The organism is Cupriavidus sp. 30B13, from assembly GCF_049059565.2.
Taxonomy (GTDB): domain Bacteria; phylum Pseudomonadota; class Gammaproteobacteria; order Burkholderiales; family Burkholderiaceae; genus Cupriavidus.
This window is the reverse complement of the sequence record NZ_CP188223.1, coordinates 1,851,976-1,872,488: the sequence shown is the minus strand read 5'-3', so window position 1 is coordinate 1,872,488 and position 20,513 is coordinate 1,851,976. Positions and strand designations below refer to the sequence as shown.

The window sequence follows — 20,513 nt, the reverse complement described above, 5'->3', positions numbered from 1 at the left end:
GCGAACCCTTGCTGCTGAAGGGCCGCGGCGGTGCGCGCCCACGGCAGGAATGACGCAGTGCCGCATTGGCGCTTACCCCAAGCGACGCAGCGCGGCAATCCCGCTACACTGGCCGGTCAGTCGTCAATCCCGCCATGCCTTCCCTCAACGATTTCCTGTCCCGCCTGCGCACCGCCATCGTGCCGCCCTCCGCTTCCGGCACCGCCAAGGCGGCCAGCGGCGACTCCACCCTGGCCCCGCCTCCCGGCCCGCTCACGCCGCTCCCGCCGCTCGAATCGCTCGGCCATGCCGACGAGCAGCCTGCCGTGAGCGGGCCGCCGCGCGGCCTGTGGTGGCTGCGCTGGCGCAACCTGGTGGCAACCAGCTGGTTCATGTTCATCCCGCTGGTGGCGATCGTGCTGTTTACGGTGGCGATGGGCGTGATCCTGTGGTCGCTGCACGAGACCGAGCGCCAGCAGCAGCGCGACGCGCTCTACCGCGACGCCGCCTGGGCCCAGCAGCGCGTGCGCCTGTCCCTGCTGAGCAACCAGGACCAGATGGCCTCGCTGGCGCGCGACATCGCCGCCGCCCAGCTCGACCAGGGCGCCTACCGCACCGCGGCCCAGGAAATCCTGCGCGAGAACCCCGAGATCGTTTTCGTCAACTGGCTCGACGCCACCCATCGCGGGCGCTGGTCGCTGCCCTCCACCTCGGAGTTCGCCAACCGGCTGCGCGAGACCCAGGACCAGCCGCTCGAGCCCGAGGTGCTCGATACCTTCGACGCCGCGCGCGAGACCCAGCGCGTGGTGTACTCGCGCCCGCTGGTCAACGACCGCGGCGACAGCTTCATGCTGATGGAAGTGCCGATCGTGCGCGACAACGAATTCCTCGGCACGCTGGGCGCGCTGTATTCGATCAACGGCATCCTCACCCACCTGCTGCCGCCCGAGCTGACCGAGCGCTACCGCTTTTCGCTGATCGACAAGAACAACCAGATCCGCGCCAGCACCTCGCTGCGGCCGGTGCCGGGCAACGCGCTGTCCTACGAGGTGCTGCTCGACCCGCCCGGCCATTCGCTGTCGCTGCGCGCCGACGCCTACCCGCCCGCCTCCAACCTGCCCAACAACATGCTGCTGTGGCTGGTGGTGGGGCTGTCGTGCTTCCTGCTGTGGAGCCTGTGGAGCATGTGGCGCCATACCAGCCGCCGCTCCGAGGCGCAACGCGCGCTGCTGGCCGAGACCTCGTTCCGGCGCGCCATGGAAAACTCCATGCTGATCGGGCTGCGCGCGCTCGACCTGAACGGGCGCATCACCTACGTCAACCCGGCGTTCTGCCGCATGACGGGCTGGCAGGATGCCGACCTGGTCGGGCGCATGCCGCCGTTCCCCTACTGGCCGCCCAACGACCAGCCGGAAATGCAGAAGCAGATCGATCTCACGCTGCAGGGCAAGTCGCCGGCCGGCGGCTACGAGATGCGCGTCATGCGCCGCGACGGCAGCAGCTTCCACGCCCGCATGTACGTGTCGCCGCTGGTGGACAGCCGCGGCCGCCATACCGGCTGGATGAGCTCGATGACGGACATCACCGAGCCCAAGCGCGCCCGCGAGGAACTGGCCGCCGCGCACGACCGCTTCACCACGGTGCTGGAAAGCCTGGATGCCGCGGTGTCGGTGCTGGCCACCGACAAGCCCGAGCTGCTGTTCGCCAACCGCTACTACCGCCAGCTGTTCGGCTGGGAAGCCGAGGGCCACCTGAAGCTGGCCGGCGGCGAGGTCGACAAGGAACAGGTGTCGAGCGACGCCACCGACTTCATCGACGCCTATGCCGGCCTGCCGGCCTCGGAGCTGATGCCCTATTCGTCGGACGCGCGCGAGGTCTTCGTGCCGGACATGCAGAAGTGGTTCGAAGTGCGCCGCCGCTACATCCAGTGGGTGGACGGCCACCTGGCGCAGATGCAGATCGCCACCGACATCACGGTGCGCAAGGCGGCCGAGGAAATGACGCGCCAGCACGAAGAGCGCCTGCAGTTCACCAGCCGCCTCACCACCATGGGCGAGATGGCTTCCTCGCTGGCGCACGAGCTCAACCAGCCGCTGGCCGCCATCAACAATTACTGCATGGGCGCCGTGGCGCGGCTCAATTCCGGGCGCAGCAACGCCGAGGACCTGATCCCGATCCTGGAAAAGACCTCGGCCCAGGCGGTGCGCGCCGGCACCATCATCAGCCGCATCCGCGGCTTCGTGAAGCGCAGCCAGCCGCAGCGGCGCGAGGCGGCGCTGCACGACATCGTGGCCGATGCCGTGGGCCTGGCCGACCTGGAAGCCACGCGCCGCCGCGTGACCATCCTGACCCGCCTGCCGGCGCCGCCGCTGCTGCTGTACGTGGACCCGGTGCTGATCGAGCAGGTGCTGGTCAACCTGCTCAAGAACGCGGTCGAGGCGATGGCCGGCCTGCCCGACATGCGCTCGGCCGGCGTGGTGCGCCTGCATGCGCGCGTGGAGCCCGGCGAGTTCGGGCAGATCATGCGCATCGACGTGATCGACCAGGGCCCGGGCGTGGACGAGGCCACCAAGGAACGGCTGTTCGAGCCGTTCTTCAGCACCAAGTCGGACGGCATGGGCATGGGACTGAACATCTGCCGCTCCATCATCGAATCCCACCAGGGGCGGCTGTGGGTGGAGAACAATGCCGACGGCATTGGCTGCACCTTCAAGATCATGCTGCCGCTGCAGCCCGCGCTGGCCGAGCAATAGCGGCCGGCGGCGCCCCCTGTTGCTAGCCGCCCGGGCCGGTTACACTTGGCGGCAAATGATTTCGATGTCCCAGGAGACTTCATGAACGTGACGCCAAACCCCACCTCCCACCGCGGCGAGACCGTCTTCATCGTCGACGACGATGAAGCGATGCGCGACTCGCTGACCTGGCTGCTGGAGGGCAATGGCTACCAGGTTCGCAGCTTTACCAGCGCCGAACAGTTTCTTTCCGCCTACGACGCCAGCCAGGTTTCCTGCCTGATCCTGGACGTGCGGATGCCCGGCATGAGCGGGCCCGAGCTGCAGGAACGCATGATCGCGGAGAACATCAATATCCCGATCGTCTTCATCACCGGCCACGGCGACGTGCCGATGGCGGTGTCCACCATGAAGAAAGGCGCGATCGACTTCATCGAGAAGCCGTTCGACGAGTCCGAGCTGCGCTCGCTGGTCGAGCGCATGCTGCAGAAGGCCCGCACCGACCACTCCGCCGCGCGCGAGCAGCGCGCCGCCAAGGACCTGCTGGGCAAGCTCACCACGCGCGAGCAGCAGGTGCTGGAGCGCATCGTGGCCGGCCGCCTGAACAAGCAGATCGCCGACGACCTGGGCATTTCCATCAAGACCGTGGAGGCGCACCGCGCCAACATCATGGAAAAGCTCAACGTCAACACCGTCGCCGACCTGCTGCGCCTGGCGCTGTCGAAGAACACCTGAGGGCCGCCGGCCCGCAGCGCGGCGCGCGGTCCCGCCACGGGTACCGCGCCGCACAGCCACCGCCCCGTTGCCGGGGCGCCGGTGGCCTCCCCGCCTTCCTCATCCCCTCAGGTATTCCTCGTCGCGGAAGGTCACCACCCATTGCGGCTTGTAGACCACGAACACCGCCACCAGCATGCCGGTGAGGAACGCCTCGCCGAACGCCAGGATCAGCACCGCCGTGAGCGTATCGGGCAGCGTCAGCACGCCGCCGCCCGTGCCGTAGCTGTGCCATATGGCGCGCGCCGCGCCGGCGCCCAGCGCGGCCAGCCCGGCGGCGAAATAGCCGTGGCCGAGGATAAAGACGAAGGGATGGCGCGGCAGCAGCCGGCGCATGGCGACCTGCAGGGCCGCCGACAGCAGCGCCGGCAGCAAACCCATCCACACATAGCGCGGCCACAGCGCCGCCCAGTCGACGCCGCTCCAGTGCGCGCCGGCGAGGTAGCCGAGGCCGAGCAGCGACACCAGGTCCACCAGGAACAGCGACAGCAGCGCCAGCGGCAGGCCGAACAGCGTCACCATCAGCGTGGCCCCGAACAGCTGGAACACCAGCCCGCCCGGCAGCGCCACCCGCGCCGTCCACAGCAGCGCCACGAACAGCAGCGCGCCCAGCCAGCCGTGCTGGAGATCGCCGCGCCGCAGCAGTTGCCAGGGCCGGCGCCACAGCGCCCAGGCCAGTCCGCCCAGGGCGCATGCCGCCAGCCACGCTGGCGCGGCAGGCCCGCCCGGCGCCATCGAATCGATCAGGGAAGCGGTCAGTGCATGCATGCGCAGATGCTACCAGCGCCCCTGCCGACTTCGCCCCGGGTTGCGTCAACCTTTATAATTCCGCTTTGTCCCTTGTTCCCACCTTCCGCTCCCATCCCCATGCCAGCCCAACTCATCGACGGCAACGCCCTTGCCAAGCAACTCCGCACGGAAGCCGCCCAGCGCGCCGCCCGCCTTACCGAGCGCGGCCACCGGCCTGGCCTGGCCGTGGTCCTGGTCGGCGATGACCCGGCCAGCCAGGTCTATGTGCGCAACAAGGTGAAAGCCTGCGACGACAACGGCTTCCATTCCTCGCTGGACCGCTATCCGGCCGACCTCAGCGAAGCCGACCTGCTGGCCCGCATCGATGCCCTGAACCGCGACCCCAACATCCACGGCATCCTGGTGCAGCTGCCGCTGCCCAAGCATATCGACAGCCACAAAGTGCTCGAGGCGATTGCCCCCGAAAAGGACGTCGACGGCTTCCACGTGGCCAATGCCGGCGCGCTGATGACCGGCGCCCCGCTGTTCCGCCCCTGCACGCCCTACGGCTGCATGAAGATGCTGGAGTCGGTGCAGTTCCCGCTGCGCGGCGCGCGCGCCGTGGTGGTGGGCGCCTCCAATATCGTCGGCAAGCCGATGGCGATGCTGCTGCTGCAGGCCGGCGCCACCGTCACCATCTGCAACAGCAAGACGCGCGACCTGGCCGCCCATACCCGCGAGGCCGACATCGTGGTGGCCGCCGTGGGACGCCGGAACATCATCACGGCCGACATGGTCAAGCCCGGCGCGGCGGTGATCGACGTGGGCATGAACCGCGACGACGACGGCAAGCTGTGCGGCGACGTGGACTTCGCCGGCGTCAGGGAAGTGGCCGGCTATATCACGCCGGTGCCGGGTGGCGTGGGCCCGATGACCATCACCATGCTGCTCATCAACACGCTGGAAGCCGCCGAGCGCGCCGCCGGCTGAACGCCGCGCCCGCCCGCCGCTTCCGGCACTGGAAAAAACCCCGCCCCGCCCCAATGTGCGGGGTATTGCCTTTATGGCCCCCGCCAAGAGAGACGCCATGGATCAAGCCGCCAACGCTAACGCCGCCAATCCGCTGCTGGACTTTACCGACCTGCCCCGTTTCTCCGAGATCCGCCCCGAACACATCGGGCCGGCGCTGGACACGCTGCTGGCCACCGCGCAGGCCGCCGTCGCGCGCGCCGAGGACCCCGCCACCCCGGCCACCTGGGCCGACGCGGTGGAAGCGCTCGAAGCGGCCACCGAGCCGCTCGGCCGCGCCTGGGGCGTGGTCGGCCACCTGAGCGCGGTGGCGGACACGCCGGCGTTGCGCCAGGCGCACGCCGACAACCTGCCGCGCATGACCGAATTCTGGTCCTCGCTGGGCCAGAGCCTGGCGCTGTACGAGAAGTACAAGGCCATCGCCGCCAGCCCCGAGTTCGCCGCCATGAGCGCGGCGCGCCGCCAGTTGATGGAGAACGAACTGCGCGGCTTCCGCCTGGGCGGCGCCGAACTGCCGGAAGACAAGAAACCGCGCTTCGCCGCCATCCAGGAACAGCAGGCACAGCTGTCCAAGGCCTTCTCCGACCACGTGCTCGACGCCACCAATGCCTACGCGCTGGTGATCGAGGACGAAAGCCGCCTGAGCGGCATTCCCGCCGATGCGCTGGAAGCCGCGCGCGGCGCCGCCGAGAAGGACGGCAAGGCCGGCTGGAAATTCACGCTGCACTTCCCGTCGTATTTCCCGGTGCTGCAGTACGCCGACGACCGCGCGCTGCGCCAGACCCTGTACGAAGCCAACGTGACCCGCGCCTCCGAGCTGGCCGGGCAATACGGCCAGGGCAAGGCCGAGTGGGACAACACCGCCAACATGCGCGAGCAGCTCGCGCTGCGCCAGGAAGAAGCGCACCTGCTCGGCTACGCCTCCTACGGCGAGGTCTCGCTGGTGCCCAAGATGGCGGAATCGCCGGCCGAAGTGCTGCGCTTCCTCGACGAGCTGGCCGCCCGCGCGCGCCCGTTCGCCGAAAAGGACTGGGCCGAGCTCAAGGACTTCGCCGCCAGCGAGCTGGGCCTGGCCGAGCTGGCGCCGTGGGACGTGGCCTATGCCTCGGAAAAGCTGCGCGAACAGCGCTACGCGTTCTCCGAGCAGGAGGTCAAGCAATACTTCCCCGAGCCGCAGGTGCTCAAGGGCCTGTTCGGCGTGGTGGAAAAGCTGTTCTCGGTGCGCATCGAGGCCGACCAGGCGCAGACCTGGCACCAGGACGTGCGCTTTTTCCGCGTGGTCTCGCCCGAGGGCAATCTGCTGGCGCAGTTCTACATCGACCTGTACGCCCGCGAAGGCAAGCGCGGCGGCGCCTGGATGGACGACGCCCGCGGCCGCAAGCTGCTCGGCAATGGCCGCGTGCAGACGCCGGTGGCCTACCTGACCTGCAATTTCTCCGCGCCGGTCGGCGGCAAGCCCGCGCTGTTTACCCACGACGAAGTGATCACGCTGTTCCACGAGTTCGGCCACGGCCTGCACCACATGCTCACCCAGGTGGGCGAGCTGGGCGTGTCCGGCATCAACGGCGTGGAATGGGATGCCGTGGAACTGCCCTCGCAGTTCATGGAGAACTTCTGCTGGGAGTACGAAGTGCTGGCCGGCATGACCGCGCATGCCGACACGGGCGAGCCGCTGCCGCGCGCCTTGTTCGAGCGCATGCTGGCCGCCAAGAACTTCCAGAACGGCATGATGACGCTGCGCCAGATCGTGTTCTCGTCGTTCGACATGCACCTGCATACCGACTTCGACCCCGCCGGCGAGAAGTCCGTGCTGGCGCTGTCGCGCGAGATCAACGACCACGCCCACGTGGTGCCGCAGCACCCGCTCTCGCGCTGGCCGAACACCTTCAGCCACATCTTCGCGGGCGGCTATGCGGCCGGCTACTACAGCTACAAGTGGGCCGAAGTGCTGTCCGCCGACGTGTACGCAGCCTTCGAGGACGCCGCCAAGCTGTCGGGCACCGTGCTCGACGCCGAAACCGGCGCGCGCTACCGCCGCGAGATCCTCGCGGTCGGCGGCAGCCGCCCGGCCATGGAGTCGTTCACCGCGTTCCGCGGCCGCGCGCCGCAGATCGACGCGCTGCTGCGCCACGGCGGGATGGCCCTGGCGTGACCCCGCCCCGGGCCGAAACCCGGGGATAGCGCGGCTCCCGGCCTCCGGGCCGGAGCCGCTGCGGCGGGCAAAAAGCAGGCCGGGCGGCGGCTTTGGGGCAACCAGTCCGACCAGTCCGAATTGGCTAGACAAGCCCGGTCAAGTAAGATGCGGGCCATGAGCTACCTGCCCCCAGCCGCCGCCTACGCGCACATCAAGAACTACCTCAAGGAAGGCCTCAGTTCGGGCCGCTGGCCGCCGGGCACGCTGATGCCGTCGGAGTCCGAGCTGGTGACCCAGTTCGGCGTCAGCCGCATGACCGCCAACCGCGCCGTGCGGGAGCTGCAGGCCGAAGGGCTGGTCGAGCGCGTGCAGGGCGTCGGCACCTTTGCCACCCAGCCCTACCGCGCATCGTCCACGCTGACCATCCGCGACCTCCACGACGAGATCACCGAGCGCGGCCACAAGCACCGCTCCGACGTGCACCTGGCGCGGGCCGAAACGGTCAGCGAGGCGCTCGCCCCGCGCCTCGGCCTGCCGGCGGGCAGCGAGGTCTTCCACACGCTCATCGTCCATAGCGAAAACGGCGTGCCGCTGCTGTGCGAAGACCGCTACGTCAACCCGGCGCGCGCGCCGGACTACCTCAGCGTGGATTTCACCAAGACCACGCCGACCAGCTACCTGCTGACCGTGGCCCCGCTGTGGGAAGCGCAGTACTCCATCGAGGCGCAGTTGCCCACCGCCGAGGAAGCGCAGCTGCTCGGCATCAAGCCCGGCGAGCCGTGCCTGATCGTGGTGCGCCGCACCGAAAGCCAGGGCTCGCCGATCACGCTGGCACGCCTGGTGCACCCCGGCTCGCGCTATACCATCGAGGGCTCTTTCAAGCCATAGGCATCGGCGGCAGTGCGTGCGGTGGCACATGTCAAATGATTTCAGAGCGATATAAAAATCTCTCAGATCACCCTCCCGATGGCCGCGTCTTATTATGGTTAGCTGTGATGTGGTAAAGAAGACTCTCCCCGGAGGGCCGTGAAACGTTGACGTGATCCCTCCGGGAGCCGGCATGCACGGAACACCCGAAAGCGGCCGGCACGCCGCATCGGCACAGGCCAAGGGCCGCCACGATGGCCGGCGCCACACCCCCCTGCGGGGATATGCATGGAGCGCCCTGGCCACGGCCATCGCGGCCACCGCGGCGCCGCCAGCGGGCGCCGCGAACTGCCCGGCCAGCGGCCAGCCCGCCGAATACACCAGTCCCGCCGGCACGACCTGCACCGTTCCCGCCGGCACCGCCGCGCGCATCACCGCCTCGGGCACCGGCTCCGCGGTGCAGGCCAACGGCGTCAATGTCGCCGTGCCGTTCGGCACCGGCGTCACCGCGCAGAATGGCGCGGCCGTGATGTTCGGCATCGATCCGTCGGCCGGGCGCGGCAGCATCACCAACCCGTTCGGGGGAGGCGGCATCACCGCGATGCGCGCGGCCGGCGCCGGCAGCCAGATCACCGCCAGCGGCGTCACGGTGACGCTCAATGCCGGCGGCGTGGTGGTGGCGAGCGCGGAAGCCGGCGGACTGATCACGCTGGACAGCGGCACCACGGTCAACGTCAGTCCGGGCGGCGGCAGCAATACGCTCGTCGCGACCGGCGCGGGCAGCCGCATCGTGGGGAACGACGTCACGCTGCAAGGCAGTACCGGCGGCGGCGATTTCACCGTGCGCAGCACCGGCGGGGCCGAGGTCGACCTCACACAAAGCACCATCCATCTGTCTTCGCAGGGCGGCGGCATCAATGCGGTGTTCGCCGACCAGGGCAGCACCGTGCGGGCGAGCCAGACCGCCATCACCGTCCAGGGCAGCGGCGGCGACGTGACCGGCGTGCGGGCGGCAAGCGGCGGCAACGTCGTGCTCACCGGCGGCACGGTCGACGTGACCGGCGGCCCCGGCTCCGCCGCGCTGCGCGGGTTCGACGCCGGCACCACGCTGAGCGCCACCGGCACCGCGATCAGCACGGCCGCCGCCAATTCCTCGGCCGTGAACCTGAGCAATGGCGCCTCGGCGGCCGTGAGCGGCGGCTCGGTGCTGGCAAACGGCGCGTCGAGCGTGGGGGCGCTCCTGAGCGGCGCCGGCGGCAACACCAACACGCTGAGCCTGGCGGATACCACGCTCACCTCCACCGCGGACAGCTTCCAGGTGCAGGGCGCGGCCCCGGCGAGCATCACGGCCACCGGCACCACGGTCACCCAGGCCAACGGCGTGCTGCTGAGCAATAACGGCAGCACGGCCGCCGCGTTCGACGCGGGCGCCTCGACGCTGAGCGGCGCGATCACGACCACGGCGGGCAGCAGGACCGACGCGACCCTGCACGATGGCACCGTGTGGACCATGACCGGCAGTTCCAACCTGACCACCCTGGTCAACAATGCCAGCACGATCGCCTTTTCCGCGCCGGCCGGCGACCCCGCGGCCGCGAGCGGCTACAAGACCCTGAGCGTGGCGAACTACGCCGGACAAGGCAGCGGCATCACGCTCAACACGTACCTGGGCGCCGATGGTTCGCCGTCGGACCGGCTGGTGGTCAGCGGCGGCGCCGCCACCGGCGCCACGGCGCTTACCGTGGTGAACACGGGCGGCCCCGGCGCGCTCACGTCGAGCGACGGCATCGCGGTGGTGCAGGCGTTGAACGGCGCCACCACGGCACCGGAGGCCTTCGCGCTGGCCAACCGGCTGCGCGCCGGCGCTTTCGACTACTTCCTGTTCCGCGGCGGGCTCAATGGCAGCAATCCGCAGAGCTGGTTCCTGCGCTCGAGCTTCGTCGTGCCTCCGCCGCCGGTCCTGCCGCCCGGGCCCCTCGAGCCACCCGTGACGCCGCCGGTTACGCCTCCCGTGGCGCCACCCGTGACGCCACCGCCCGTGCCGCCCGTGCCGCCCGTGCCGCCTGCGGAGCCGGGCGCTCCGGTTTTCCCGGCCGATCCGCCGCCGTCCGGCAGCGGCCTGCCGCCCGGCACCTACCCGATCATCGGACCGGAACTGGCCACCTACGGCGTGGTGCAGCCGGTCGCGCGGCAGATGGGCCTGACCACGCTCGGCACGCTCCATGAGCGGATCGGCAACACGCTCGACGCGCCGTACGCCGGCGCCGGCCACCAGGGCGTCGCGCAGTCGGCCTGGGGCAGGATCTTCGGAGAGCAGATCAACAACCGGTATCGTGCCTTCGCCGATCCCCACGCCGAGGGACAGTTGCTGGGACTGCAGGCCGGGCTGGACCTCTGGCGCGGCAGTTCGCGCGAAGGCCACCGCGACACCGCCGGCATGTACTTCGCCTACGGCAACAGCAATGTCGCGACCACCGGCCTGGTCACCAGCCCGGCCGCGGACGCCTACCTGCTGGAGCGCACCGGCCGGGTGAACCTCGATGCGTATTCGCTGGCCGGATACTGGACACACTACGGCCCGGCCGGCTGGTACCTGGACGCAGTCCTGCAGGGCACGTACTACGACGGCCACGCCAGCACCGGAGCGACAACGCTGAAGACCACGGGCAGCGGCTTCGCATCCTCGCTCGAAGGCGGCTACCCGTTCCCCCTGCCGCTGGGCCCGGGCTTCGTGCTGGAGCCGCAGATGCAGCTCATCTGGCAACGGGTCAGCTTCGACCGCAAGAACGATGGCTTCGGCCCCGTCGACCTCGGCTCGACCACGGGCACCACCGGCCGCATCGGCGTGCGCGGGCAGTGGCACATCGAACGGACCGGCGGCGCCGTCTGGGAACCATACGGCCGGCTCAACCTGTGGCACGACTGGGGCGGCACGGCGACGACGCTGTTCGGCAGCGACGCGGTCGCGCTCGAGGCGGCCGCCACGCGGCTGGAGTTCGCCGGCGGCGTGACGACGCGCGTCACTCCCCGGCTGAGCCTCTATGCGCAGGCCGGGTACCAGTTCGCGGTCGGCGGCACCGACGGCGGCCGCCGCCAGGGCGTGCGCGGCAATCTCGGGGTGCGCTACGCCTGGTGAGCCCGGCGAACCTTCACGGCGTGGCGCCGCGGCGTCCCTGCATGACGCTGAAGCCGCCGTCCGCCGTCCGGTGGCCGCTGGTACACTCCGGCTCGTGAAGACAGGAATGCATAGACAATGAGAATCGCCACCTGGAACGTCAACTCGCTCAAGGTCCGGCTGCCGCAGGTGCTGGACTGGCTGATCGAGCAGGAAAAAGCCGACACGCCCATCGACGCCCTGTGCCTGCAGGAGCTGAAGATGCCGGACGACAAATATCCGCTGGCCGAGCTGGAGAGCGCGGGCTTCCATAGCGTGTTCACCGGCCAGAAGACCTACAACGGCGTTGCGATCCTGGCGCGCAACGCGACCATGCCCGCGCCCGCCGACGTGGTGCGCAACATCCCCGGATTCGAGGACACCCAGCAGCGCGTGGTGGCGGCCACCTATGGCGACGTGCGCCTGGTGTGCGCCTATTTCCCCAACGGCCAGGCGCCCGACTCCGACAAGTTCGTCTATAAGCTCGACTGGCTGCGCGCCATGACGGCGTGGCTGCGCGGAGAACTGGCGAAGTACCCGAAGCTGGCGCTGCTGGGCGACTTCAATATCGCGCCCGAAGACCGCGATGTGCACGATCCGGCGAAGTGGGAAGGCCAGAACCTGGTGTCGCCGCAGGAACGCGAGGCTTTCCGCGCGCTGGAGGCGCTGGGCCTGGCCGATGCCTTCCGGCTGTTCGAGCAGCCGGAGAAAAGCTTCTCCTGGTGGGACTACCGCATGTTCGCCTTCCGCCGCAATGCCGGCCTGCGCATCGACCATATCCTGCTGTCGCCGGCGCTGCGCGAGGCCTGCAGCGGCTGCGTAATCGACCGCGTGCCGCGCACCTGGGAACAGCCGTCCGACCATACGCCGGTGATCGCCACGCTGGCTTGAGACGGCGCGCCGGGGACGGCCCGGCGCGGCGCAAGACCGGCGCAGGACCAGCGCAAGACCGGTGAGCGCAGCGGGCGCCATCGGTATCGCTACCGGCTCGCGTGAAGGCCTTCGCGCGGCTACACTGGCGGGCATGAAACCGGCTACCTTCCGCCACCGCAACCTGCCCCACCTGCTGCTGCGGGCCCGCGAAACGCTCATGGCCGGCTTCCGGCCGATCCTGCGCCAGCACGGCCTGACCGAGCAGCAATGGCGCGTGGTGCGCACCCTCAACGAGCAGGGCGAGATGGAGCCGAACCAGCTTGCCGATGCCTGCCTCATCCTCAGCCCGAGCCTGACCCGGATGCTGTCCAGCATGGAACAGGCGGGCCTGATCCTGCGCTCGCGCTCCACCACCGACCAGCGCCGCCAGCAGATCTCGCTGACGGACAAATGCCGCGTCATGATCGCCCGCATGGAGCCGCTGATCGACCAGCGCTACGAGGAACTCGAACGCATGATCGGCGCCGATCGGCTCTGCAAGGTCTACGGCGCGCTGGACGAATTGCTGGAGAGCTTCAGCGAAAAGGATCCGCGCGCATGAGTGCCGCCTCCCCCGGCGCGCTGCTGGCGCGCCTGCTGCCGGCGTGGCGCCGCCGGGTCAGCGCCGCCTCCCTGCGCGCCGACCTGGTGGCCGGCCTGCTCGGCGCCGTGCTGGTGCTGCCGCAGGGCGTGGCTTTCGCCACGCTGGCCGGGCTGCCGCCCCAGTACGGCATCTACGCGGCGGTCATTCCCTGCATCGTGGCCGCGCTGTTCGGCTCGAGCTGGCACGTGATGTCCGGGCCGACCAACGCCAATTCCCTGGCGCTGTTCGCCATGCTGAGCCCGGTGGCCTTTGCCGGCAGCCCTGCCTACATCAACCTCGCGCTGGCCGTGACCATCATGGTCGGCGTGCTGCAGCTGGCGGTGGGCACGCTGCGGCTGGGCTCGCTGGCCAACTTCATCTCGCCCTCGGTGCTGCTTGGCTTTACCTGCGGCGCGGCGACGCTGATCGGGCTCTACGCGCTCAAGGACCTGTTCGGGCTGGCCGTGCCCACCGGCACCAGCGCCTTCGGCGTGGTGCGCTTCCTGCTCGACAACGCCGGCACCATCAACTGGAGCGCGTTTACCGTGGCGGTGGTCACGCTGGCCGTGACGCTCGCCGTGAAGCGCGTCTGGCGCCGCCTGCCGTTCATGCTGCTGGGCCTGCTGGCCGGCTACGGCGTGGCCCTGCTGCTCAACGCGCCGGACTGGAGCCGGGGCGCGCGCCATGTCGACGTGGTCGGGCCGATCCCGTCGGCGATCCCGCCCTTCCACCTGCCCGATATTTCCTGGCAGGCCATTCCCGACCTGCTGGGCATCGCCGCGGCGCTGACCATCGTGGCGCTCGGCCAGTCGATCTCGATCGCCAAGGCGGTGGCGCTGCGCTCCGGCCAGCATATCGACGCCAACCGCGAGTTCATCGGCCAGGGCCTGTCGAATATCGCGGGCGGCCTGTTCTCGGCCTATATCTCCTGCGGCTCCCTGAACCGCTCGATGCCCAACTACGAAGCCGGCGCGCGGACGCCGCTGGCCGGCGTGTTCTCGGCGCTGCTGCTGGTGGCGCTGGTGACGGCCAGCGCGCCGCTGCTGGCGCAGATCCCGCTGGCGGCGATTTCCGCCATGCTGCTGGTGGCGTGGGGCCTGTTCGACTTCGGCCGCCTGCGGCGCATCGCCAGCCTGAGCCGGGCCGAGTTCGCCATCGCCATCAGTACGTTTGCCGCCACCCTCGCCATCCGCCTGGAGATGGCGGTCCTGCTCGGCACCATCCTGTCGCTGGTGGCCTATCTCTATCGCACCTCGCGGCCGGCCGTGCGCAGCCTCGTACCCGATGCGGACGATCCGGAACGCCGCTTCACCCCGCTCGACGAACTGCGCCGGCCGCAGCCGGAATGCCCGCAGCTCAAGCTGCTGCGCATGGAAGGCGCGATCTACTTCGGCGCCGTCCAGTACGTCACCGACCGGCTGCACCATGCGCGCACCGCGCACGCCGGGCAGACCCACCTGCTGGCCATGACCAAGAGCATGAATTTCATCGACCTGGCCGGCGCCGAAATGTGGGAAAGCGAACTGACCGAACGGCGCGCGGCCGGCGGCGATCTCTATTTCCACCGGCCACGCACGCAAGTGCTGCAGACCTGGGAGCAGACCGGATTCACCGCCAAGCTCGGCGAGCACCACATCTTCCCGACCAAGCGGCAGGCCCTGCACACCATCATTGCCAAGCTCGATCCGGCGGTGTGCCGCGCATGCCGCGCGCGGATCTTCGAGGAATGCGCAAGCCGCCCGGGAGGCGCCGAGGCCGCGGCGCGGCCGGCATGAAGCGCGGGCGAGCCGGGATACGGCACGATGGGGCAGATGGCAGTGACGACGGCGGGGAGTATGCGAAAAGAGAAACGCCGGAGAATCCGGCGCCAGGCGGCTAAGGCTGATCGCTAGTGGCGGATAGCCGCAAACCCGTGAAGCGGGCGCCCGGGATCGGACCGATGACCGGCCCGGACAGAACCCGCTTCAGAGCGGCGCCACGTGGGCGCGCTTGACTACCACCGGCTGCGCGGCGCCCTGCTCGATCAGCACCACGGCGGCACGCTCGATGGTTTCGCGGCCGGCGCGGAACGCTTCTTCGAGCGACAGCACCTGGTCGGCGCTGAAGCCTTCCCACAGCGCCTCGCGCGTCACCACGCAGGTAACCGGTTGGCCGTCGACGACGGCGTGGAATAGCAAGCCTTCATTGTTGATATCGTAACGCTCTTGCTCTTGGAACTTGATATCCATCGGTACAGCCCTCCATTGCAAGTGAAAAAACATCCTAACATGGGTCGGCCCGACTCGTCCGCAAAGGCCTACGGTTCGTTCGCCTCCAACCAAGACTGCGGGAGGCGCGCCCGAGTTCCCGCCGCGTGCGCCCGCACCGCGCCCGTCCGCGCGCCTTCGGCGCGGTCGCGCGCGCGAAGAAAAAACACGAAACCTTTGACAAACTCAAAAACGGTGATAGAATCTCTTTCTTCGTTGGGGCGTTAGCTCAGTTGGTAGAGCAGCGGACTCTTAATCCGTAGGTCGAGTGTTCGAGTCACTCACGCCCCACCAGCGAATTCAAAAAGCCGGAAGCAGAAATGCTCCCGGCTTTTTTCTTTGCGCCTTTGCTTCCTCGCGTCTTCTCCGCTTCCCCGCTTTCGTTTTCCGCTTCCTCTCCTGCTGTCCGCCCCGGGTCCATCCGGCGCGCATGCGGATAGCGTCATTGATACCGTATCAATGTGACACCTGTCATCGGCACGATCGGCCGCCGAGGCATCTCGGCACGCCATCGTCGCGCGCAAAAAAAGCCCGCGGGTCCGCGGGCTCGGGAAGGGTCAGGGGCGTTCGGGGAACGTCCCGGTGACAAGTGTGAATACATTGGAAACATGGCGCTGCCCCACTCGAGTGGGGTCGCGCGCACGTGGCAAAGCAGGGTTGCCCGCGCGCCGGCGGCTTCATGCCGCTTGCGCGCGCTCGAACAGCGCGCGCGCAAGCGTGCGGTGCCGCGCCAGCACGCGCGGCAACTCCACCGTCAGCAGTTCGCCGCCGCGCACCACGACCTTGCCGTTGATCACGCTGGTGGCGACATTGCCCGGCGTGCAGAAGACCAGCGCCGCCACCGGGTCGTGGCCGGCTCCCGCATAGGCAACCGCATCCATGCCGAAGGACACGAAGTCGGCCGACATGCCCGGCGCCAGCGCGCCGATGTCGTCGCGCCCCAGCACCCGCGCGCCGCCCAGCGTGGCGATTTCCAGCGCCTCGCGCGCGCTCATGGCCGCCGGCCCGTAGCCCACCCGCTGCAGCAGCATGGCCTGGCGCGCCTCGCCGAGCATGTGGGCGCCGTCGTTGGAAGCGCTGCCGTCCACGCCCAGCCCGACTGGCACGCCCGCGTCGCGCATCGCGCGCACCGGGGCGATGCCCGACGCCAGCCGCATGTTGCTGCAAGGGCAATGGGCCACGCCGGTGCCGGTACGCGCGAACAGCGCGATCCCTTCGCCATCGAGCTTCACGCAGTGCGCGTGCCACACGTCGGGGCCGACCCAGCCGAGCTCCTCGGCGTACTGCGCCGGCGTCAGGCCGAACCGCTCGCGCGAATAGGCGATGTCGTTGTCGTTCTCGGCCAGATGAGTGTGCATCGACACGCCATAGCTGCGCGCCAGCCGGGCCGACTCGCGCATGAGGTCGCGCGACACGGAAAACGGCGAGCACGGCGCCACCACCACGCGCAGCATGGCGTGGCGCGCGGCATCGTGATATTGCTCGATCAGCCGCTGGCTGTCGGCGAGGATGGCGCCCTCCTCCTCCACCACCGAGTCGGGCGGCAGGCCGCCCTTGCTGCGGCCGACGCTCATCGAGCCGCGCGCGGCATGGAAGCGCATGCCCATCTGCGCCGCCGCGGCGATGGCGTCGTCCAGGCGCGCGCCGTTCGGGTAGAGGTAGAGATGGTCGCTGGTGGTGGTGCAGCCCGACAGCATCAGCTCGGCCATCGCGGTGCGCGTGGAGACGTCGATCATCTCCGGCGTCAGGTGCGACCAGAGCAGGTAGAGATTGCCCAGCCAGGAGAACAGCTCGGCGTCCTGCGCCGCCGGCACCGCGCGCGTGAGGCTCTGGTACATGTGGTGATGCGTGTTGACCAGGCCCGGCGTCACCACATGGCCACGCATGTCGAGCACCTCGGCCCGCCCTTCGTCGACCAAGCGACGGTATTGCGGCGGCAGGTCCGCGCTGGCACCGACCCATGCGATGGCCGGGCCTTGCGCCACCAGCGCGCCGTCGGCGATCTCGCGGCGGCGGTCGTCCATGGTGACGAGCACGTCGGCGTGGAGCAGGATCAGGGGCATGGCGGCATCTCCGGGCGGGTTCGGTTCTGGGAAGGCCCGGGCAGTCTACGGCGCCGGCCCCGCGCGGCAAAGCATCGAATTGCGCCGACGCTGTGCGCAAAATCAGCACAGCGCCTGCCGGAAGCTAGCGCGCCGCGCCGAACACCTCGGCCAGCCTCGTGCCGATGCGCTCGGCCATCAGCCCGGCGGCCGCGCTCAGCTGGTTGCGCGACCGCGCCACCAGCCGCAGGGTCTGGCGCGGCAGGTTGCCGTCGCGCAGCGGCAGCCATGCGAGCGCGCCGCGCGCGCGTTCGTCCAGCACATCGAGCGGATTGAGAAACGCGATGCCGGTGCCCAGCATGACCAGGCTGCGCATCAGCGCGGTCGAAGTGGTTTCCGTCACCGGCAATACCTCCAGCCCGGCGCGCGCGAAACCCTCGTCGAGGATGCCGCGCAGCGACATCGACGGCGCCGGCAGGATCACCGGCCAGGCCAGGCATTCGCCCAGCAGCGCCGACGGCTGCGCGGCCAGCGCGTGGCCGGGCGCCACCACCGCGCCGACCGGCCAGTCGCTGCCGGCGAGGATGCGCAAGGCCGCCAGGTCGGGCAGGTCGTAGGCCAGGCCGAGGTCGGCATCGCCGCACTCGACGGCGGCGACGATTTCCGCCACCGGCAGGTCGAGCAGGCGCACCAGGATGCCGGGATGCTGCTGGCGCAAGCCATGCAGCAGCGGCGGCATCAGCGCGCCGGCCAGACCGGCCGTGGTGGCGACGGTGACTTCGCCCTGGCGCACGCCCTTGACGGCCTCGATGCGGTCGCGCAGCAGCGCGTGCTCGCGCAGGGTCTGGCGCACGTGGGCCAGCACCATCTCGCCGAGCGGCGTGAGCCGCAGCCGCTTGTTGATGCGCTCGAACAAGGGCGCGCCGAGCTCCGCCTCCAGGTCCAGGATCTGCCGGTTGATCGCTGTCGGCGCCACATGCAGGTGCAGCGCGGCCTGGCGGATCGAACCGCGGCTCACCACCTCGTCGAGGTAGCGCAGGACTCTGGCATGCATGAAGGGGCTCTCCGGATTCGGGCCTGACGGGGATGGCCGGGACGAGCGCATTGTAGCCGCCGCCGCGCCGCTATCGGCCGCGCGAGAAAATCGATCGCAGCTATTGCATGATCAAAAATGTCTCGCTATAATCTCTTTCTTCGTTGGGGCGTTAGCTCAGTTGGTAGAGCAGCGGACTCTTAATCCGTAGGTCGAGTGTTCGAGTCACTCACGCCCCACCAGCGAATTCAGAAAAAAGCAAACAGCCGGAAGCAGAAATGCTCCCGGCTTTTTGCTTTGCTGGCTTTGCTTTTCCGCGCGCGTTTCCCGCGCTTTCATTTCCCCGCTTGCGCTTCTCCCTATTCCATTCCCGCGCGCCTGCGCAATATCGCCGCGAACAGGGAATTCCCGCCGCGTCGATACCGATTCGATACCGGGTTGATACCGGGTTGATACCGATTCCGCCGTGCGCGCTTTCACGGTTGAATTGCGCTTGAAGCACGTCGCGGAACATGGTTCCGCATTACGGAACCATTCCGGTCGCTTCGGCAACTCCGGGAGCAGCCCCGCTGCACGGAACACGGCGGCCTGCCGGCAGGGAAGAACACGAAAAGACGGGACCGCCCCCGGGACCCCGCGACACCTGCACCCTGGCCGGACGGGCCAGCGAGCATACCTAGAATATCGGAGCCTCTCTTGAAAGCAATCTTGAACATCAGCAGCGCAGCGTGCCTGGCGCTTTTCGGCCTTTGCCAGGGCGCGATGGCGCAAAGCTACCCCACCAAGCCGATCCGCCTTATCGTGCCGTTCGCCGCGGGCGGCACCACCGATATCGTGGCGCGCTCGGTGGCCGACGGCATCGGCCGCGAACTGGGCCAGCCCGTGGTGGTGGAAAACCGCGGCGGCGGCGGCGGCGCGATCGGCGCCGATGCGCTGGCCAAATCCGCGCCGGACGGCTATACGCTCGGCATCGCCACGGTCAGCACCATGGCGACCAATCCGGCCACCAACGCCCGCAACCCCTACGACCCGCTCAAGGACTTCGCGCCGATCACCAACCTGGTCAACGTGCCGAACGTGCTGACGGTCAACCCGAAGGTGCCGGCCAAGACCCTGCAGGAATTCGTCGCGCTGGTGAAGGCCAATCCCGGCAAGTACAGCTACGCCTCGGCCGGCAAGGGCAGCATTTCTCATCTGGATGGCGAGCTGTTCAAGTTCCTGACCAAGACCGACATGGTCCACGTGCCCTACCGCGGATCGGGCCCGGCGCTGAACGACACGCTGGCGGGCCAGGTCAGCGGCCAGTTCGACAACCTGCCTTCGTCGATGCCGCATATCCAGGCCGGCAAGCTGCGCGCGCTGGCGGTGGCCGCGCCCAAGCGCGTGGAAGGCCTGCCCGACGTGCCGACCTTCGCCGAGGCCGGCATGAAGGACATGAACAACATGGCCTGGTATGGCCTGGTGGCGCCCGCCAACACGCCCGCCGCCGTCATCGCCAAGGTGCACGACGCCGCCGTGAAAACGCTGCAGGACCCCAACGTCAAGCGCCGGCTGGCCGAAAGCGGGGCCTACCCCGACGGCAACACGCCGCAGCAGTACGCCGCGCAGATCAAGCGCGAACTGGAGCTGCGCAAGAAGATCGCGCACGACCAGAACATCACGCTCGAGTAAGCCTGCCCGGCCCCGCCGCGGCCCGGCGGGGCCAGGCCGCGTGCCCGTGGTGTGCCTGTTGGCCTGCCTGTTGTTGCCATGCCGCATCACTTGATCTGGCACAGTATTCGAACTTGTCCTTAATGCTTCAATACAGGGGGAAGAAGATTTGACTTCGCGGGGTCCTCCCGAGTCGGTAAAGTAATCACCGGGTCAGACAACCAGTACGACGGCCGTGCCCCCCGCCCATGGCCAAACTCACGAGGACAAGAAATGCGCAACAAGACCGTATCCGCTCTGATGATCGCCGCCGTGGCCGCCTTCGGGGGCGCGCAACTCGCGCACGCCCAGAAGAACTACACGGAGGGCGGCGACCTGTATGGCGGAGCCCATGCCAACAAGGGCGATCCGAACAAGAACGCAGCGAAATCGGGCAAATTCGATCCGTACACCGACGGCGCCAGGAAGTCGACCAAGTCCAACCTGAATGCCGACGGCGCCAAGAAGAAGGCGGATCCCTATACGGACGGCGCCAAGTCGGGCAAACCCGACCCATACACCGACGGTGCCAAGGCCGGCAAGTTCGACCCGTTCACCGACGGCGCCAAGGCCGCGCCCAAGCAGTAAGCCCCGCCTGCCCGCGTCGCGC

General features: G+C 69.0%; 16 protein-coding genes and 2 tRNA genes. 13 read left to right on the top strand and 5 right to left on the bottom strand.

Annotation, left to right across the window (positions count from 1 at the left end):
• Positions 1-134 precede the first annotated feature (134 nt).
• Together ACKI2N_RS08660 and ACKI2N_RS08655 are read left to right on the top strand one after the other, a co-directional pair.
• Positions 135-2,732, top strand: coding sequence for a PAS domain S-box protein (locus ACKI2N_RS08660; protein ID WP_420993806.1), 2,598 nt, complete (start codon positions 135-137; stop codon positions 2,730-2,732).
• A gap of 81 nt (positions 2,733-2,813) precedes the next feature.
• Positions 2,814-3,446, top strand: coding sequence for a response regulator transcription factor (locus tag ACKI2N_RS08655; RefSeq protein WP_420993805.1), 633 nt, complete (start codon positions 2,814-2,816; stop codon positions 3,444-3,446).
• A 99-nt stretch (positions 3,447-3,545) separates the two neighbouring features.
• On the opposite strand, the gene ACKI2N_RS08650 is transcribed toward ACKI2N_RS08655, so the two are convergent.
• The gene (locus ACKI2N_RS08650) at positions 3,546-4,220 is read right to left on the bottom strand and encodes an energy-coupling factor ABC transporter permease (protein WP_420993921.1); all 675 of its coding nucleotides are present in this window, start codon (positions 4,218-4,220) and stop codon (positions 3,546-3,548) included.
• A 132-nt stretch (positions 4,221-4,352) separates the two neighbouring features.
• On the opposite strand from ACKI2N_RS08650, the gene folD reads away from it, so the two are divergent.
• The 7 genes from folD (at position 4,353) to ACKI2N_RS08615 (ending at position 14,668) form a co-directional block, all read left to right on the top strand.
• On the top strand, positions 4,353-5,204 hold the full coding sequence (gene folD / locus ACKI2N_RS08645) for a bifunctional methylenetetrahydrofolate dehydrogenase/methenyltetrahydrofolate cyclohydrolase FolD (protein WP_420993804.1): 852 nt from the start codon (positions 4,353-4,355) through the stop codon (positions 5,202-5,204).
• Positions 5,205-5,301: 97 nt separating this feature from the next.
• Positions 5,302-7,395 (top strand): M3 family metallopeptidase, encoded by a 2,094-nt coding sequence (locus tag ACKI2N_RS08640; protein WP_420993803.1) that lies wholly within the window; start codon positions 5,302-5,304, stop codon positions 7,393-7,395.
• Positions 7,396-7,551: 156 nt separating this feature from the next.
• On the top strand, positions 7,552-8,265 hold the full coding sequence (gene hutC / locus ACKI2N_RS08635; RefSeq protein WP_420993802.1) for a histidine utilization repressor: 714 nt from the start codon (positions 7,552-7,554) through the stop codon (positions 8,263-8,265).
• 172 nt (positions 8,266-8,437) lie between these two features.
• Positions 8,438-11,380: an autotransporter outer membrane beta-barrel domain-containing protein gene (locus tag ACKI2N_RS08630; protein WP_420993801.1), complete on the top strand. Its 2,943-nt coding sequence runs from the start codon at positions 8,438-8,440 to the stop codon at positions 11,378-11,380.
• Positions 11,381-11,497: 117 nt separating this feature from the next.
• A complete protein-coding gene (gene xth / locus ACKI2N_RS08625) occupies positions 11,498-12,289 on the top strand; it encodes an exodeoxyribonuclease III (protein WP_420993800.1) in 792 nt (263 codons plus the stop codon).
• Positions 12,290-12,422: 133 nt separating this feature from the next.
• Positions 12,423-12,872 carry a homoprotocatechuate degradation operon regulator HpaR gene (gene hpaR / locus ACKI2N_RS08620; protein WP_420993799.1) on the top strand — a complete coding sequence of 150 codons (450 nt, stop codon included), beginning with the start codon at positions 12,423-12,425 and terminating at the stop codon, positions 12,870-12,872.
• On the top strand, positions 12,869-14,668 hold the full coding sequence (locus ACKI2N_RS08615) for a SulP family inorganic anion transporter (protein WP_420993798.1): 1,800 nt from the start codon (positions 12,869-12,871) through the stop codon (positions 14,666-14,668). Before hpaR ends, ACKI2N_RS08615 begins: the two co-directional genes overlap by 4 nt.
• A gap of 189 nt (positions 14,669-14,857) precedes the next feature.
• On the opposite strand, the gene ACKI2N_RS08610 is transcribed toward ACKI2N_RS08615, so the two are convergent.
• The gene (locus tag ACKI2N_RS08610) at positions 14,858-15,121 is read right to left on the bottom strand and encodes a DUF1488 domain-containing protein (protein ID WP_006159541.1); all 264 of its coding nucleotides are present in this window, start codon (positions 15,119-15,121) and stop codon (positions 14,858-14,860) included.
• Positions 15,122-15,357: 236 nt separating this feature from the next.
• Here ACKI2N_RS08610 and ACKI2N_RS08605 point away from each other — a divergent pair.
• A tRNA-Lys gene (locus ACKI2N_RS08605) sits at positions 15,358-15,433 on the top strand.
• A 383-nt stretch (positions 15,434-15,816) separates the two neighbouring features.
• Here ACKI2N_RS08605 and ACKI2N_RS08600 read toward each other — a convergent pair.
• The gene (locus ACKI2N_RS08600) at positions 15,817-17,202 is read right to left on the bottom strand and encodes an 8-oxoguanine deaminase (RefSeq protein ID WP_420993797.1); all 1,386 of its coding nucleotides are present in this window, start codon (positions 17,200-17,202) and stop codon (positions 15,817-15,819) included.
• A 124-nt stretch (positions 17,203-17,326) separates the two neighbouring features.
• Complete coding sequence (locus ACKI2N_RS08595) at positions 17,327-18,235, bottom strand: LysR family transcriptional regulator (protein ID WP_420993796.1); 909 nt, start codon at positions 18,233-18,235, stop codon at positions 17,327-17,329.
• Positions 18,236-18,380: 145 nt separating this feature from the next.
• Here ACKI2N_RS08595 and ACKI2N_RS08590 point away from each other — a divergent pair.
• A tRNA-Lys gene (locus ACKI2N_RS08590) sits at positions 18,381-18,456 on the top strand.
• Here the strand turns inward: ACKI2N_RS08590 and ACKI2N_RS08585 are convergent.
• On the bottom strand, positions 18,444-18,728 hold the full coding sequence (locus ACKI2N_RS08585; protein ID WP_420993795.1) for a hypothetical protein: 285 nt from the start codon (positions 18,726-18,728) through the stop codon (positions 18,444-18,446). The genes ACKI2N_RS08590 and ACKI2N_RS08585 overlap by 13 nt on opposite strands.
• Positions 18,729-18,910: 182 nt before the next feature.
• On the opposite strand from ACKI2N_RS08585, the gene ACKI2N_RS08580 reads away from it, so the two are divergent.
• Together ACKI2N_RS08580 and ACKI2N_RS08575 are read left to right on the top strand one after the other, a co-directional pair.
• Entirely contained in the window at positions 18,911-19,885 is a 975-nt protein-coding gene (locus ACKI2N_RS08580; RefSeq protein ID WP_420993794.1) for a Bug family tripartite tricarboxylate transporter substrate binding protein, read from the top strand.
• A 252-nt stretch (positions 19,886-20,137) separates the two neighbouring features.
• Positions 20,138-20,491, top strand: a complete 354-nt coding sequence (locus ACKI2N_RS08575) for a hypothetical protein (protein ID WP_420993793.1) — start codon at positions 20,138-20,140, stop codon at positions 20,489-20,491.
• Positions 20,492-20,513 lie beyond the last annotated feature (22 nt).